Source organism: Mesorhizobium calcicola, from assembly GCF_042682105.1.
Taxonomy (GTDB): domain Bacteria; phylum Pseudomonadota; class Alphaproteobacteria; order Rhizobiales; family Rhizobiaceae; genus Mesorhizobium; species Mesorhizobium calcicola.
In genome coordinates this window covers 70582-85558 of record NZ_JBHUGY010000048.1, presented here as the reverse complement: position 1 = coordinate 85558, position 14977 = coordinate 70582, and the positions used below count along the sequence as shown (strand labels likewise).

11 protein-coding genes are annotated in these 14977 nt (G+C 62.8%); 4 read left to right on the top strand and 7 right to left on the bottom strand.

Annotated elements, in window-relative coordinates; genetic code table 11:
• Positions 1 to 41: 41 nt before the first annotated feature.
• The 5 genes from glgB to ACFSQT_RS28850 form a co-directional block, all read right to left on the bottom strand.
• On the bottom strand, positions 42 to 2255 hold the full coding sequence (glgB, locus tag ACFSQT_RS28870; RefSeq protein ID WP_379024537.1) for a 1,4-alpha-glucan branching protein GlgB: 2214 nt from the start codon (positions 2253 to 2255) through the stop codon (positions 42 to 44).
• A gap of 122 nt (positions 2256 to 2377) precedes the next feature.
• On the bottom strand, positions 2378 to 4846 hold the full coding sequence (locus ACFSQT_RS28865; RefSeq protein ID WP_379024535.1) for a glycogen/starch/alpha-glucan phosphorylase: 2469 nt from the start codon (positions 4844 to 4846) through the stop codon (positions 2378 to 2380).
• A 132-nt stretch (positions 4847 to 4978) separates the two neighbouring features.
• The gene (locus tag ACFSQT_RS28860) at positions 4979 to 5761 is read right to left on the bottom strand and encodes an ATP-binding cassette domain-containing protein (RefSeq protein ID WP_379024533.1); all 783 of its coding nucleotides are present in this window, start codon (positions 5759 to 5761) and stop codon (positions 4979 to 4981) included.
• A 2-nt stretch (positions 5762 to 5763) separates the two neighbouring features.
• Positions 5764 to 6825: an ABC transporter permease gene (locus ACFSQT_RS28855; protein WP_379024531.1), complete on the bottom strand. Its 1062-nt coding sequence runs from the start codon at positions 6823 to 6825 to the stop codon at positions 5764 to 5766.
• Positions 6826 to 6985: 160 nt separating this feature from the next.
• Complete coding sequence (locus ACFSQT_RS28850; protein WP_176480035.1) at positions 6986 to 7963, bottom strand: sugar ABC transporter substrate-binding protein; 978 nt, start codon at positions 7961 to 7963, stop codon at positions 6986 to 6988.
• 269 nt (positions 7964 to 8232) lie between these two features.
• Between ACFSQT_RS28850 and ACFSQT_RS28845 the strand changes: the two genes are divergently transcribed.
• From ACFSQT_RS28845 to ACFSQT_RS28830, 4 genes are all read left to right on the top strand, one after another.
• Positions 8233 to 9459 (top strand): ROK family transcriptional regulator, encoded by a 1227-nt coding sequence (locus tag ACFSQT_RS28845; RefSeq protein ID WP_379024529.1) that lies wholly within the window; start codon positions 8233 to 8235, stop codon positions 9457 to 9459.
• Positions 9459 to 9905, top strand: coding sequence for an RbsD/FucU family protein (locus ACFSQT_RS28840; protein ID WP_379024527.1), 447 nt, complete (start codon positions 9459 to 9461; stop codon positions 9903 to 9905). The genes ACFSQT_RS28845 and ACFSQT_RS28840 overlap by 1 nt, the downstream gene beginning before the upstream one ends.
• A complete protein-coding gene (locus ACFSQT_RS28835) occupies positions 9902 to 10825 on the top strand; it encodes a carbohydrate kinase family protein (protein WP_379024525.1) in 924 nt (307 codons plus the stop codon). The genes ACFSQT_RS28840 and ACFSQT_RS28835 overlap by 4 nt, the downstream gene beginning before the upstream one ends.
• A gap of 256 nt (positions 10826 to 11081) precedes the next feature.
• A complete protein-coding gene (locus ACFSQT_RS28830) occupies positions 11082 to 12224 on the top strand; it encodes a DegT/DnrJ/EryC1/StrS family aminotransferase (RefSeq protein WP_379024523.1) in 1143 nt (380 codons plus the stop codon).
• A 13-nt stretch (positions 12225 to 12237) separates the two neighbouring features.
• Here the strand turns inward: ACFSQT_RS28830 and cysQ are convergent, their stop codons facing one another.
• Together cysQ and cysN are read right to left on the bottom strand one after the other, a co-directional pair.
• On the bottom strand, positions 12238 to 13029 hold the full coding sequence (cysQ, locus tag ACFSQT_RS28825; protein WP_379024599.1) for a 3'(2'),5'-bisphosphate nucleotidase CysQ: 792 nt from the start codon (positions 13027 to 13029) through the stop codon (positions 12238 to 12240).
• Between the two features lie 10 nt (positions 13030 to 13039).
• Complete coding sequence (cysN, locus tag ACFSQT_RS28820) at positions 13040 to 14977, bottom strand: sulfate adenylyltransferase subunit CysN (protein ID WP_379024521.1); 1938 nt, start codon at positions 14975 to 14977, stop codon at positions 13040 to 13042.

Below are 14977 nucleotides of genomic sequence, written 5' to 3'. Positions count from 1 at the left end.
CAAGTTGCTCAGTCTCGACATGTTACCCAGTTTCAATGGGCTCAGTCAGCAACGAGTTCCAGCATGATCGTCGACAGCGGCGGCAAAAGCATCGTTGCAGAGATGCCTCCGCCCTCGCTCCGCGCCTCGATCATGCCGCCATTGCCCTTGCCGGAACCGCCATATTCCGAAGCGTCGGTGTTGATGATTTCACGCCAGTTTCCGGCCGTCGGCAACGGCACGCGATAATTGTCGCGCGGCACCGGCGTGAAATTGGAGATGACGGCCACCGGGCTGCCGCCCGGCGCGCTGCGCAGCCAGGCAAAAACCGAATTCTGGCTGTCGTCGACGATCAGCCAGGAAAAGCCTTCCGGTTCGCAATCGCGGCCATGCAGCGCCGGGCGCGAGCGGTAGAGGTAGTTGAGATCGCGCACCGTCTGCCAGACGCCGCGATGCGGACGGAACTCAAGCAGGTTCCAGTCGAGCGCGCGTGCCTCGCTCCATTCGCGGCGCTGCGCGAACTCCTGCCCCATGAACAGCAGCTTCTTGCCGGGATACCCCCACATGAAGGCGTAATAGGCCCGCAAGGTTGCGAATTTCTGCCAATCGTCGCCGGCCATCTTGCCAAGCAGCGTGCCTTTGCCGTGCACGACCTCGTCATGCGAGAGCGGCAGCACGAAATTCTCCGAGAAGGCGTAGGTCAGGCCGAAGGTGAGATCGTTGTGGTGGTGCTTGCGAAAGATCGGCTCCTTGGAGAAATACTCCAGCGTGTCGTGCATGAAGCCCATGTTCCACTTGAAGCCGAAGCCCAGCCCGCCTTCATGCACCGGTGCCGAGACCTTTGGCCAGGAGGTCGATTCCTCGGCGATGGTCATCACGCCCGGATGATGGCCATAGACCTCCTTGTTCATCTTCTGCAGGAAGCTGACTGCCTCGAGGTTCTCGCGGCCGCCCTTTTCGTTGGGGATCCATTCGCCCTGCTTGCGCGAATAATCGAGGTAGAGCATCGAGGCGACCGCATCGACGCGCAAACCGTCGACATGATATTTCTCGGCCCAGAACAACGCGTTGTTGACGAGGAACGACATCACCTCGCGGCGGCCGAAATTGTAGATCGCGGTGTTCCAGTCGGGATGAAAACCTTTGCGCGGATCGGCGTGCTCATAGAGCGCGGTGCCATCGAAATGGACGAGACCGTGCTCATCGATCGGGAAATGCGCCGGTACCCAGTCGAGGATGACACCGACGCCGGCGCGGTGGGCGCCATCGACGAAGCGGGCAAAGCCGTCCGGATCGCCAAAGCGAGCCGACGGCGCGTAGAGGCCGGTCGTCTGATAGCCCCAGGACGGATCATAGGGGTGTTCAGATATCGGCATGAATTCGATATGGGTGAAGCCGGTCTCGACGACATAGGGGATCAGCCGGTCGGCCAGTTCGTCCCATGACAGGAACGTGCCGTCGTCGCGAAGCTGCCAGGAACCGGCATGGACCTCGTAGATCGAGATGGCTTCACGCCGGTGATCGGCATTGCGCCAGAAATTGCGATGCGCCTCGTCGCCCCACGGATGCGCCGGCGGCACCGCGGTCACCGAGGCGGTCGCCGGCCGCAGTTCGGATTTGAAGGCGAACGGGTCTGCCTTCAGCGGCAGCCTGACGCCATCAGGGCCGATGATCTCGTATTTGTAGGGCCTGCCGGCGCCGATATCGGGAATGAACACCTCCCAGATGCCGGTATCGCGACGGTCGCGCATCGAGTGCCGGCGGCCGTCCCATTCGTTGAAATCGCCGACCACCGAGACGCGCCGTGCGTTGGGAGCCCAGACGGCGAAATGCACACCCGTGGCGCCCTCATGCTCGATAACATGGGCGCCGAGCTTGTCGAACAATCTGAGGTGCGACCCTTGGGCGATGTAATAGTCGTCCATCGGGCCGAGCACCGGGCCGAACGAATAGGGATCGGTCAGCCACCAGTCGCCGCCGGCATTGCGTGCGTGATAGCGCAGGGGCTGCCGCTTCCTGATCGACAGCCTGCCTTCGAAAAAGCCGCCATCGTCGCGCCTGGACAGTTCACCCGCGATGATGCCGGTCAGCGTGTAGGCGGTGACGAATTGGGCATGCGGAACGAAGCAGCGGGCAAACAGGCTCTTGCCGACCTCATGGAGGCCAAGGACCGCGAAGGGATCGCCATGCGTGCCGGCAACAATCGCCGCGACATCGCCGGCTGCCGCCAGTCCGTCCGGCCCGCTTGTCGCAGCGGTCGCGCGCGGCTTCTTCATCAGGCAGTGTCCCTCCCCGGGCACGACTCTTTGTTCTCATGCATTTCGTTATCCCAAAACCGCTATGCACTTTTGGGCAACATGCACAGGACCACATTGTTTCGCGGCCTCATGCAATCACATCAGGCGGGCACGTTCCAGATTTCTTTCGCATATTGGCGGATCGTGCGATCGGAGGAGAACCAGCCGACACGCGCAACGTTGCGGATTGCCCTGGCGTACCAGTCGGGACTGTTGCGCCAGACCGCATCGACGTCGCGCTGGGCGGCGGCGTAGGCATCGAAATCGGCGGCGACCATGAACCAGTCGCTCTGGTAGAGACCGTTGATCAAGTCGCGGTAACGATCCGAATCGTCCGGCGAGAAGACGCCCGACGATACAGCGGCCACGGCCTGTGCCAGTTCAGACGATGCTTCGATCACACCGCGCGGGTTGTAGCCATTGTTGCGCCGTTCGGCGACCTCGGCGGTGGTCAGGCCGAAGATGAAGATGTTGTCGTCGCCGACGCACTCCTTGATCTCGACATTGGCGCCGTCGAGCGTGCCGATGGTGAGTGCGCCGTTCAACGCGAACTTCATGTTGCCGGTGCCCGACGCTTCCATGCCGGCGGTCGAGATCTGCTCGGAAAGATCGGCAGCCGGCATCATGATCTCGGCCAGGCTGACATTGTAGTTCGGCACGAACACCACCTTCAGCAGACCGCGCACCGCGGGATCGCGGTTGATGACCCTGGCGACGTCGTTGGCGAGTTTGATGATCAGTTTGGCGTTGTGGTAGCTGGGCGCCGCCTTGCCGCCGAAGAATTTCACGCGCGGCATCCAGTCCCGTTCCGGGTGCGAGCGGATCTGGTCGTAAAGCGCGATCGCTTCGAGGATGTTCAGCAGCTGGCGCTTGTATTCGTGGATGCGCTTGATCTGGATATCGAACAGCGCCGAGGGATCGACCTTGATGCCGAGCCGGTCGGCGACAAGGTTGGCCAGCCGCGCCTTGTTGGCGCGCTTGACGGCAGCGAACTTGTCGCGAAAGCCGGCATCGTCGGCGAAGGCATCGAGATCCTTGATGGCGTCGATGTCGTCGAGAAAGCGGTCACCGATCGCCTCGCGGGCGAGCGACGTCAGCCCGGGATTGCACTGGATCAGCCAGCGCCGCGGCGTGATGCCGTTGGTCTTGTTGTTGATGCGGTCGGGATAGAGCTTGTGCAGATCGGCGAACACCGTCTCCTTCATCAGGTCTGTGTGGAGAGCCGAAACGCCGTTGATGGAATGCGAGCCGACAAAGGCCAGATTGCCCATGCGCACCCGGCGGTCGCCATTTTCCTGGATCAGCGAGATGCGGCTGATCTGCTCGTCCGAGAACTGGTCCGACGCGCGCGCCTCCAGAAGCACTTCGGCATTGATGGCGTAGACGATCTGCATGTGGCGCGGCAAAAGCCGCTCGAACAGCGGCACCGGCCAGCTTTCCAGCGCTTCGGGAAGCAGCGTGTGGTTGGTGTATCCGAAGGTGCGCTTGGTGATGCTCCAGGCAAGGTCGAAATCCATGCCGTGGACATCCATCAACAAGCGCATCAACTCGGGCACGGCGATGGCCGGATGGGTGTCGTTGAGATGGATCGCAGCCTTGTCGGGCAGCGACTTCAGATCACCATACTGGCTCAGATGGCGCTGGACGATGTCCTGCAGCGAGGCGGTGGAGAAGAAGTACTCTTGCCTGAGCCGCAGTTCCTGGCCGGCCTTGTGCGAATCCGCCGGGTACAGCACGCGTGACAAGGCATCGGCCTTGTTGCTTTCGGCAAGCGCGCCGATGTGGTCGCCGGCATTGAACTTGTCGAGCAGGATCGGATCGACCGGCATGCCCGACCACAGCCGCAGCGTGTTGACGCGGTTGGCCCGCCAGCCAACGACGGGCGTGTCATAGGCGACGGCCAGAACATGCTCGGTCGGCTTCCAGACATGGCGCTCGAGCCGGCCGTCCTTGGAGGTGATCGATTCCACCGAACCGCCGAACCCGACCTCGAAGGAGCGTTCGCGCCGTTCGAACTCCCAGGGGTTGCCGTGGTCGAGCCAGGTCTCGGGCAGTTCGACCTGCCAGCCGTCGTGAATCTCCTGGCGGAACATGCCATTGGCGTAGCGGATGCCGTAGCCATGCGCCGGAATGTCGACGGTCGCCATGCTTTCCATGAAGCAGGCCGCGAGCCGGCCGAGACCGCCATTGCCAAGCGCGGCATCCGGCTCGAGTGCCGCGATGAGGTCAAGGTCGACACCCAGCGACGACAGCGCCTCGCGCATGTTGTCCATCAGGCCGAGATTGGAGAAAGCATCGCGCATCAGGCGGCCGATGAGGAACTCCAGCGACAGATAATAGACGCGCTTTTCCTTCTGGTCGTAGGCCTCTTTCGTCGCCTGCATCCAGTTGTCGACAATGCGGTCGCGCACGACCTTGATCGAGGCAGTGAGCCAGTCGTACTGGGTCGCGACCGTGGTGTCCTTGCCGACCCTGTATTTGAGGGCCATCAAGACTTCCCTTGCGAGCGTCTCTGGGTCGGGATTTTCGAGCAGTGGCGGGAGGGGTTCGGATATCATCGCGCGCGTCATGCTGCCTCTCGTGCGGTTGCCATGATCATACCGGCTTTCATCGTTCGTCCCAGCCCATGCTAGCCGATACAGCTGCTTGTTCAATCGATTTAGATGAACCCGGGCCAGCTTACCCTGCGGCAATTTGGCAGTTCAAGCCGCCACAACCGCCTCCGGCGGAACCTTGGCTCCGGTCATGAAGGCCACGGCATCCGACATCGTATATTGCTTGGGATCGATGACGCAGAGGCGACGACCCAGCCGATGGATGTGAATGCGGTCGGCCACTTCGAAGACATGCGGCATGTTGTGCGAGATGAGCACGATCGGCAGGCCGCGCTTCTTGACGTCGAGGATCAGTTCGAGCACGCGGCGGCTTTCCTTGACGCCAAGGGCGGCAGTCGGTTCGTCCATGATCACCACACGACTGCCAAAGGCGGCGGCGCGCGCCACCGCCACGCCCTGGCGTTGGCCGCCCGAGAGCGTTTCCACCGCCTGGCTGATGTTCTGGATGGTCATCAGGCCAAGTTCGGTGAGCTTGTCGCGGGCACGCTTTTCCATCGCCGGACGGTCGAGCATGCGCAGCCATTGGCCGAGAAAGCCGGGTTTGCGGATCTCGCGGCCAAGGAACATGTTGTCGGCGATCGACAGTGCCGGCGACAGCGCCAGATTCTGATAGACGGTCTCGATGCCGGATTCGCGGGCCTCCATCGGCGATTTGAAGGAGACGGGTTTGCCTTCAAGCCGGATCTCGCCTTCGTCGGGCACGGCCGCGCCGGAAATTGCCTTGATGAGCGACGACTTCCCGGCGCCATTGTCGCCGATCACGGCAAGGATTTCGCCCGGGTAGAGGTCGAAGTCGGCATTGTCGAGAGCGGTGACGCGGCCATAGCGCTTGACCAGACCGCGCGCGGTAAGGATGGGTTCCTGGGTCATGATTATGCCGAAACCTTTCTGATCCATTGGTCGATCGCCACGGCGCCGATGATCAGCACACCGGTAAGCAGCACTTTCCATTGCGGATCGGCGCCCAGCATGTTGAGCCCCATGGAGACGACGCCGACGATCATCGCGCCAAACAGCGTGCCCAGGATCGAGCCGCGCCCGCCGAACAGGGAAATACCGCCGATCACCGTCGCGGTGATCGCCTGGAGATTGTAGTCGGTGACGGCGGCTGACGGCGAGATCGAGCCGTTGCGGCCGATGGAGACCCAGGCAGCGAAGGCGGCGATCAGCCCGGCAAGGGTGTAGACCGTCACCAGCACCTTCTTGGTCTGGATGCCCGACAGCTTCGCCGCCTCCTGATCATCGCCGACGGCGTAAACATGGCGGCCCCATGCCGTGTGATTGAGCACGTACCACAAGATCAGGACGAGCACGACCGTGGCAATGACGCCGAGCGTCAGCACCGCCGTGCCGACCTTGAAGCTCATTGCAAAGAGATGCAGCAGCGGTGCCTGGTTGTCGACGTCGGTGTCGCGGATCGTCTCATTGGCCGAATAGATGAAGTTCGTGGCCATGACGATGTTCCAGGTGCCAAGCGTCACGATGAACGGCGGCAGCTTCATGTAGGCGACCAGCAGCCCGTTGAGCAGCCCGCAGGCCGCGCCGGCGGCAAGCCCGATCGCCACGGCGACCACGCTCGGCATGCCGTAGCTGACCGCGCAATTTCCCATGATCACAGCAGAAATCACCATGATCACACCAATCGACAGGTCGATGCCGGCGGTCACGATGACCAGCGTCTGCGCGGCTCCGAGAATGCCGACGATGGCGATCTGCTGCAGGATCAGCGTCAGCGTGTAGGACGAAAAGAATCGCCCGCCGATGGCGATGCCGAAGATGATGACGGCCAGAACCAGCACGATCAGCGGCACCGCGGCCGGCGTCGAATGCAGGAAATGCTGGATGCGCTTGACGGCCGATTTGTGCTCGTCGAAAGCGGCAACGCTTGTGTCGCTGCTCGAGAGAACCTTCTCGAATTCCTGAGCTTGAGCCATGTTTCCTCCCCGTAGAGTGTCAGCCACACGCCGACTCCGGTCCACGCCTTTCCGGTCTGCTGCCGGGATTGTTCGCGGTCACGCGATCCATCGTCCACCCGAAGTGGCCGGGGATCAAGCCCCGACCGCTTCGGTTTTATAGTTGCCGGTCAGACCGGCATCAGCCCCAGCACTTGGCGAGGCCTTCCTTGGTGTCGATGGACTTCACGCCGTTGGCCGGCTTGTCGGTGACCAGGTTGACGCCGGTATCGAAGAAATTCTTGCCCTCGGTCGGCTTCGGCTTGGTTCCGTCCTTGGCGAAGGCAGCGATCGCCTCGATGCCGAGTGCTGCCATCTGCAGCGGGTATTGCTGCGATGTCGCACCGATGACACCTTCGGTCACCGACTTCACGCCGGGGCAGCCGCCGTCGACGGATACGATCAGCACCTGCTTCTCGAGGCCGACTGCCTTGAGCGCCTGGTAGGCACCGACAGCGGCCGGCTCGTTGATGGTGTGGATGACGTTGATGGTGTTGTCCTTTTGCAGAAGGTTCTCCATCGCCTTGCGGCCGCCTTCCTCGTTGCCGTTGGTGACGTCGTGGCCGACGATGCGCGGATCGTCCTCATCGCCGATCTTGTTGGGGTCCTTCACGTCGATGCCGTAGCCCATCATGAAGCCCTGGTCGCGCAGCACGTCCACGGTCGGCTGCGACGGCGTCAGGTCGAGGAAGCCGATCTTGGCGTCCTTCGCCTTGTCGCCGAGCGTGGCGGCGGCCCAGGCGCCGATCAGCTTGCCGGCTTCGAGATTGTCCGTTGCGAAGGTCGCGTCAGCCGCGTCGATCGGATCGAGCGGCGTGTCGAGCGCGATCACCAGCAGCCCGGCATCACGCGCCTTCTTGACGGTCGGCACGATGCCCTTGGTGTCGGATGCGGTGATCAGAATGCCCTTGGCGCCGTCGGCGATGCAGCTTTCGATCGCCGCCACCTGGCTCTCGCTGTCGCCGTCGATCTTGCCGGCATAGGTCTTGAGGTCGACGCCAAGTTCCTTGGCTTTCGCCGTGGCGCCTTCCTTCATCTTGACGAAGAAGGGGTTGGTGTCGGTCTTGGTGATCAGGCAGGCGCCGACACCGGCCGCGGATGCGGACGACGCGAACGCCATGAGACCCAGCGCGGCGGCGGCAAAAACGGTCGATTTCAAAAGTTTTGTATTGGTCACGACTTTCCTCCCAGTGGAACCATCCGGATGCCGGCCAACCGGCATCTGCAGCGCATCCAACGAAATTCTCCCAGCGTGGACGCTGCCTCAACAGACACCAGAGCGAAGTCCCTGTCAATAATTAAATCACTCTTATTTATTATTGACAGCCTTGCTCCGTTCACCCATTCTGGCCTCAAAAGCATTGCGGGGAAGCGACGGGAGGAACAAGGGTGGAGACCGCCATTGCGAGGCACGGTTCGCCCGAGGCGAATGACAGTCTCATTCACCGCGGCACCAACCAGAGCGGCATGCGGGACCACAACGAGCGGTTGGTGCTCTCGCTGGTGCGCCAGCACGGCAGCCTGGCGAAGTCCGACATCGCCCGCATGACCGGGCTTTCGGCGCAGACGGTTTCGGTCATCATGCGCGAACTCGAGGAAGAAGGCCTTCTGCTGCGTCAGGCGCCGTTGCGCGGCAAGATCGGCCAACCCTCGATCCCGATGGCGCTCAATCCCGACGGCGCCTATTTCATCGGCCTGAAGATCGGACGCCGCAGCGCTGAACTCGTGCTGATCGATTTCCTTGGCCAGGTCCGTTCGATGCTGCAGCATTCCTACCGCTATCCGGCGCCACGCGAGACAGTGGAATTCGTCACCACCGGTATGAAGAAGATGCGCGGCGCGCTGACGCCCGCGCAAGACAAGCGCATTGCCGGCCTCGGCATCGCCATGCCGTTCGAATTGTGGAACTGGGCCGATACCGCCGGCGCCCCGCGCGACGTCATGGACGAATGGCGTCACCGCGACATCAGAACCGACATCCAGGCGCAATGCGATTTTCCTGTGTACCTGCAGAATGATGCGACATCGGCCTGCGGCGCCGAACTCGTCTTCGGCCAGACGGGTGCTGCGCGTGACTTCGTTTATTTCTACATCGGCGCCTTTGCCGGCGGCGGCATCGTGCTGAATGGCCGGCTCTTTGGCGGGCCGACCGGCAATGCCGGTGCACTCGGCTCGATGCCGGTGCCGGGGCCGGATGGCAAGCCGACCCAGCTGATCGACGTAGCGTCCATCGCCATGCTCGAAAAGGCGCTCAATGCGCGCGGCGTCGAGGCTTCGCATCTGTGGACATCGCCGGAAGACTGGGGCGAGATCGGCCCCGAACTCGATGACTGGATCGCCAGCGCCTCGCAGGCGCTCGCCTATGCCATCGTCGCCGCATCCTCGGTCATCGATTTCGAAGCGGCGGTGATCGACGGATGGATGCCGAAGGCAGTGCGCCGCCGGCTGGTTGACGCCATCATCGCGGCCATCGCCACGATCGACGGAGAAGGCTTGAAGCTTCCCGCCGTCCGCGAGGGAACCGTCGGCATCCATGCCCGGGCGCTCGGCGGCGCCAGCCTGCCGCTTTCCGAACGCTTCCTGATCGGTTCGACGACGATTTCCAGGAGCGCCTGATGCTGATCGGAATCCCGGCGCTGCTTGGTCCGGAGCTTCTGGCGACATTGCGCGCCATGGGCCATGGCGACGAGATCGCCCTCGTCGACGGAAACTACCCTGCAGAGGAGCAGGCCAACCGTCTCATCCGGGCCGATGGGCATCATCTCCTGCCGGTGCTCGATGCGATCCTGAGCGTGCTGCCGGTCGACGATGCCGTACCAGAGGCGCTGTTTCGTGCCTCGGTCAAGGGTGATCCCTCGCTTGCCGACCCCGTGCATCATGAGATCGAGGCGCTGTGCGCAAAACGCGCTCCCGGCCGCAAGGTGGTTGCGCTGGCCGGTGCCGACTTCTATGCACGGGTCAAATCGGCGCATGCCATCGTCGCGACAAGCGAGCCGCGGCTCTACGCCAACATCATCATCCGCAAGGGCGTGATCTATCCGCCGGAGACCAGGAAACCATGATCCTCTGCTGCGGCGAAGCCCTGATCGACATGCTGCCGCGCACCACGACGGAGGGCGAGCCGGCCTTTGCCCCCTATGTCGGCGGCGCGGTGTTCAACACGGCCATCGCGCTTGGCCGGCTCGGCGCGCCGGCCGGCTTCTTTTCAGGCCTGTCGTCGGATCTGTTTGGCGGCCAGTTCAGGGATGCGCTTGGGGCGAGCAAGGTCAGCTCGACCTATGCGCACACCTCGCCGCGGCCGACGACGCTGGCCTTCGTCAAGCTGCACAATGGCCAGGCGACCTACACATTCTACGATGAGAACACCGCCGGCCGCATGCTGACCATCGACGACCTGCCACAGCTCGGCAACGAGATCGAGGCCATGCTGTTCGGCGCCATCAGCCTGATCTCCGAGCCCGCCGGCAGTGCCTATGAGGAGTTCATGCGGCGCGAGCATGAAAGCCGCGTCATGATGCTCGATCCCAACATCAGGCCGAACTTCATCCCGGACAAGGCAAAGCACCTCAGGCGCATCCGCGCGATGATGGCGATGGCCGATATCGTGAAACTGTCCGACGAAGACCTGAACTGGTTCGGCGAAGCCGGCTCGCACGAGGATGTCATCCGCAACTGGCTCGACCGCGGCCCCAAGCTGATCGTCGTCACGCATGGCAGCGAAGGCGCCGTCGGCTATACCAGGGAACACGCCGTCACAGTGATGCCGGAAAAGGTCAAGGTGGTCGACACGGTCGGCGCCGGCGACACATTCAACGCCGGCATCCTCGCCTCGCTGCACGAACAAGGCCTGCTGACAAAGACGGCGATTGCCGGCCTTTCGCAGGGTGCCATCGGCAAGGCGCTGGCGCTTGGCGCCAAGGCAGCGGCGGTAACGGTGTCGCGCGCCGGCGCCAATCCGCCCTGGCGGCATGAGATCGCCTAAGCAGGCCGCGAGCCGCCTGACGAGCGCTGGGATTGTCGATCACTTTATGTTTCGCGTGACCGTGCCGATCCGATATAGGCTGGTGGCGGCAGCTGCCGAAGCCCGGATTTCAGGCATCTCGAACGATCAGGCCGGAAATCCGAGGTAACAGACTGCGACACTTAAGCAATTCTCGGTTTTGCTCCCGTGCCTTTCTCGGCTGGCGCAACTCTGATACCAGCGGCCGGTTATCTGGCTAACCCGTTTTGAGGCCGACATGCAGTTCATCGATCTTGGCGCGCAGCGCGAACGAATCCGCGACCGGCTAAAGGCCGCGATCGACCGTGTCGTCGAAGAAGGCCGCTATATCCTCGGCCCGCAGGTCACCGAATTCGAGAACAAGCTCGCCGCCTATGTCGGCACCAAGCATGTCGTGGCCTGCGCCAACGGCACCGACGCGCTGCTGTTGCCGCTGTTTGCGGCCGGCGTCGGCCCGGGTGACGCGGTGTTCGTGCCAAGTTTCACCTTTGCCGCCACCGCCGAAGTGGTGGCGCTGGCCAAGGCAGAGCCGGTGTTCGTCGATGTCGACCCGCACACCTACAACATCGACATTGCCAGCCTCGAGGCGGCGATCGCCATGATCAAGAAGGAAGGCCGGCTGAAGCCGAAGGCAATCATTCCCGTCGATCTGTTCGGCCTCGCCGCCGACTATGGGGCGATCATGGCGATCGCCAACCGTGAAGGGCTGATGGTCATCGAGGATGCCGCCCAGTCGATGGGCGGCTCAAGCGACGGCAAGATGTGCGGCTCGTTCGGCGCCGTCGGCTCGACCAGCTTCTACCCGGCAAAGCCGCTTGGCTGCTATGGCGACGGCGGCGCGATGTTCACCAATGACGATGCGCTGGCCGAGCAGCTCAGGTCGTTCGCCTTCCACGGCAAGGGCGAGACGCAGTACGACAATGTCCGCGTCGGCATCAATTCGCGGCTCGACACGATACAGGCGGCGATCCTGATCGAGAAGCTGGCCATCCTCGAAGACGAGATGGTTGCCCGCCAGGTGGTGGCAAACCGCTACGCCGAAGGGCTTGGCGACATCGTGACCGCCGCCCGCAATTTGGACGGCAGCCGGTCTGCCTGGGCGCAGTACGCGATCGAGACACCCAAGCGCGATGGGCTGAGGGCGCATCTCGGCGAAAAGGGCATTCCGTCGGTCATCTACTATGTGAAGCCGCTGCATGCCCAGGTCGCTTATCGCGACTATCCGCGCACGCCGACCGGTCTTGCCGTGTCGGAGGAACTGCCGAAGCGGATCCTGTGCCTGCCGATGCACCCCTATCTCAGCGAAGCCGACCAGGATCGCATCATCGAAACGATCCGCAACTACATCGGCTCGAATTCCGCACAGGCCGCGGCCGAGTAGATTCCGGCCCGTCTCAGGCGGGGCTGACCCCTGCCCTGCCGCTAGCAATGAAATGCGGGTTGGCGAAATCCTCGTCATCGCTCTGCCTGCGCTTGCCATAGACCAGGGGCCGGCCATCCAGCGTGCGCGTCATGCCGCCGGCCGCGCGCAGCACGGCATCGCCCGCCGCAGTATCCCATTCCATGGTGCGGCCGAAGCGCGGATAGACATCCGCTTCGGCGCTGGCGAGAAGGCAGAATTTCAGGGACGAACCGACCGAGACGATTTCGGCGGCACCGAGATCGCGAATATAGGCCTCGGTTTCCGGCGTGTTGTGGGAGCGGCTGGCGACGACGGCCAATGGTTCCACAGCCGTTCTCACCGAGATCGGCCGGCGGGCTGTGATCTGATAGTCGCTGTCGACCTCGATGGCTTCCGCCCTGCCCGGCCGGCCTGAAAAAAAACGACCGCTGCATGGGGCGAAGACGACACCGACTTCCGGCACGCCATCACGGACAAGCGCGATGTTGACTGTGAAATCGGTGCGGCGGTTGACGAATTCCTTGGTACCGTCGAGAGGATCGATGAGAAAGAAAGCCCCGTCCAGGCGCGGTGGCACGATGCCGGCGGATGCTTCCTCCTCGGCCACGCAGGGAATGTCGGGAAATGCGGCACGCAGTCCGGCGAGAATGATCTTCTCGCTTTCGCGGTCCGCCTCGGTCACCGGCGAGGCGTCGGACTTGCGGTCGACCGCACAGCCAGCGTGGAACACACGCATCACCTCGCGCCCGGCCATCAGGGCCAGCCGCTCGAAGACTTCGAGCATCAGCCTGTCGTCAGATGCCGCCGCCGTTGTCGTATTGGTCTTCGGCAATGTCGCGCTCGTTCAGCCAGTGTTCCAGGGCGTCTACCATCTCCTCGGCCGATTTGCCGAGCGTCTTCAGATGGATCTCCGGGGTTTCCGGCGCTTCGTAAGGTGAATCCACGCCGGTGAAATTCTTGATCTCGCCATTCAGCGCCCGAGCATAGAGGCCCTTCGGATCGCGTCTGGCGCATTCCTCGAAAGGCGTATCGACAAACACCTCGATGAATTCGCCGTCGGCCATCAATTCGCGCGCCATGCGCCGCTCGGCGCTGAACGGCGAAATGAACGAGACGATGACGATAAGTCCGGCGTCGGCCATCAAACGCGCCACTTCGGCGACGCGCCGAATATTTTCGACGCGATCGGCGTCGGTGAAACCAAGATCGCGGTTGAGACCATGACGGACGTTGTCGCCGTCCAGGATATAGGTATGGCGACCGGTGGCGAACAGCTTCTTTTCGAACAGATTGGCGATGGTCGATTTGCCGGAGCCCGACAGTCCGGTGAACCAGAACACGGCGGGCCGCTGGTTCTTCATGTCGGCACGGACGCGCTTGCCGACATCGAGCGACTGCCAATGGATGTTTTCGGCCCGGCGCAGCGAGTGCAGGATCATGCCGGCGCCGACCGTGGCGTTGGAGATGCGGTCGATCAGGATGAAGGCGCCGGTGGTGCGATTCTCGGCGAAGGGATCGAAGGCGATCGGTGTCCGCGTCGAGATGTTGCAGATGCCGACTTCGTTCATTTCAAGCGACTTGGCCGCCTCATGGGCAAAGTCGTTGACGTTGATCCGGTACTTCAGGTCTGTGACGGTGGCGCTGGTCTGGTCGGTCTCGGTGCGCAGGATGTAGGAACGGCCGGGCAGCAGCGCATGCTCGTCGAACCAGACGATGTTGGCGGCGAACTGGTCGGCGACCTGCGGCCTTGCGGCCGGCGAAACCAGCATGTTGCCGCGTGAAATCTCGACCTCGTCGTCAAGGACAAGGGTGACGGCCTGACCGGCCGCCGCTTGGGCCAGGTCACCGCCATGGGAGACGATCCGCTTGATGCGCGAGGATTTGCCGGACTTGGCGACGACAACTTCGTCACCGGGTGCAATCGAACCCGACGCGATCGTGCCGGCAAAGCCGCGAAAGTCGAGATTGGGGCGATTGACATACTGGACCGGAAAACGGAACGGCAGTTCGATCACCGCTTCGTCGACCGACACGGTTTCGAGATGCTCGATCAGCGTCGGGCCGGAATGCCATTCCATGCTTTCCGAGCGACGGGTGACGTTGTCGCCGTAGCGGGCGGACATCGGGATCGGCACGATGGTCTGGAAGCCGAGATCGCGCGAGAATTGCCGGTAGGACTCGGTGATGCGGTCGAAGATCGCCTGATCGAACCCGACGAGATCGATCTTGTTGACGGCGAGCACGATGTGCCGGATGCCGAGCAGCGAGGCGATGATCGAATGGCGTCTCGTCTGCGGCAACACCCCTTGCCGGGCATCGATCAGCACAATCGCCAGGTCGGCGGTCGAAGCGCCGGTCGCCATGTTGCGGGTGTATTGTTCATGGCCGGGCGTATCGGCAACGATGAACTTGCGCTTCGGCGTGGCGAAGAAGCGGTAGGCGACGTCGATGGTGATGCCTTGCTCGCGTTCGGCCTCGAGGCCATCGACCAGAAGCGCGAAATCGATGTCGTCGCCGGTTGTGCCGTGTTTGCGCGAATCGCGTTCGAGCGCGGCGAGCTGGTCCTCGAAAATCTGCTTGGTGTCGGACAGCAGGCGGCCGATCAGCGTCGATTTGCCATCATCGACCGAACCGCAGGTCAGGAAGCGCAGCAGCGACTTCTTCTCCTGCGCCGCCAGATAGTCGCGGACGCCATCGGTGGGTGCGAGGCTCTTTGCCATGATGTGGCGCAT

Bases quoted from the DNA above. Each gene is read 5' to 3' on its own strand.
- ACFSQT_RS28835 (WP_379024525.1), top strand. From the start codon at position 9,902: ATGATCCTCTGCTGCGGCGAAGCCCTGATCGACATGCTGCCGCGCACC.
- ACFSQT_RS28840 (WP_379024527.1), top strand. From the start codon at position 9,459: ATGCTGATCGGAATCCCGGCGCTGCTTGGTCCGGAGCTTCTGGCGACA.
- ACFSQT_RS28830 (WP_379024523.1), top strand. From the start codon at position 11,082: ATGCAGTTCATCGATCTTGGCGCGCAGCGCGAACGAATCCGCGACCGG.
- cysQ (WP_379024599.1), bottom strand. From the start codon at position 13,029: ATGCTCGAAGTCTTCGAGCGGCTGGCCCTGATGGCCGGGCGCGAGGTG.
- glgB (WP_379024537.1), bottom strand. From the start codon at position 2,255: ATGAAGAAGCCGCGCGCGACCGCTGCGACAAGCGGGCCGGACGGACTG.
- ACFSQT_RS28865 (WP_379024535.1), bottom strand. From the start codon at position 4,846: ATGACGCGCGCGATGATATCCGAACCCCTCCCGCCACTGCTCGAAAAT.
- ACFSQT_RS28850 (WP_176480035.1), bottom strand. From the start codon at position 7,963: ATGGCGTTCGCGTCGTCCGCATCCGCGGCCGGTGTCGGCGCCTGCCTG.
- ACFSQT_RS28860 (WP_379024533.1), bottom strand. From the start codon at position 5,761: ATGACCCAGGAACCCATCCTTACCGCGCGCGGTCTGGTCAAGCGCTAT.
- ACFSQT_RS28855 (WP_379024531.1), bottom strand. From the start codon at position 6,825: ATGGCTCAAGCTCAGGAATTCGAGAAGGTTCTCTCGAGCAGCGACACA.
- cysN (WP_379024521.1), bottom strand. From the start codon at position 14,977: ATGCGCCACATCATGGCAAAGAGCCTCGCACCCACCGATGGCGTCCGC.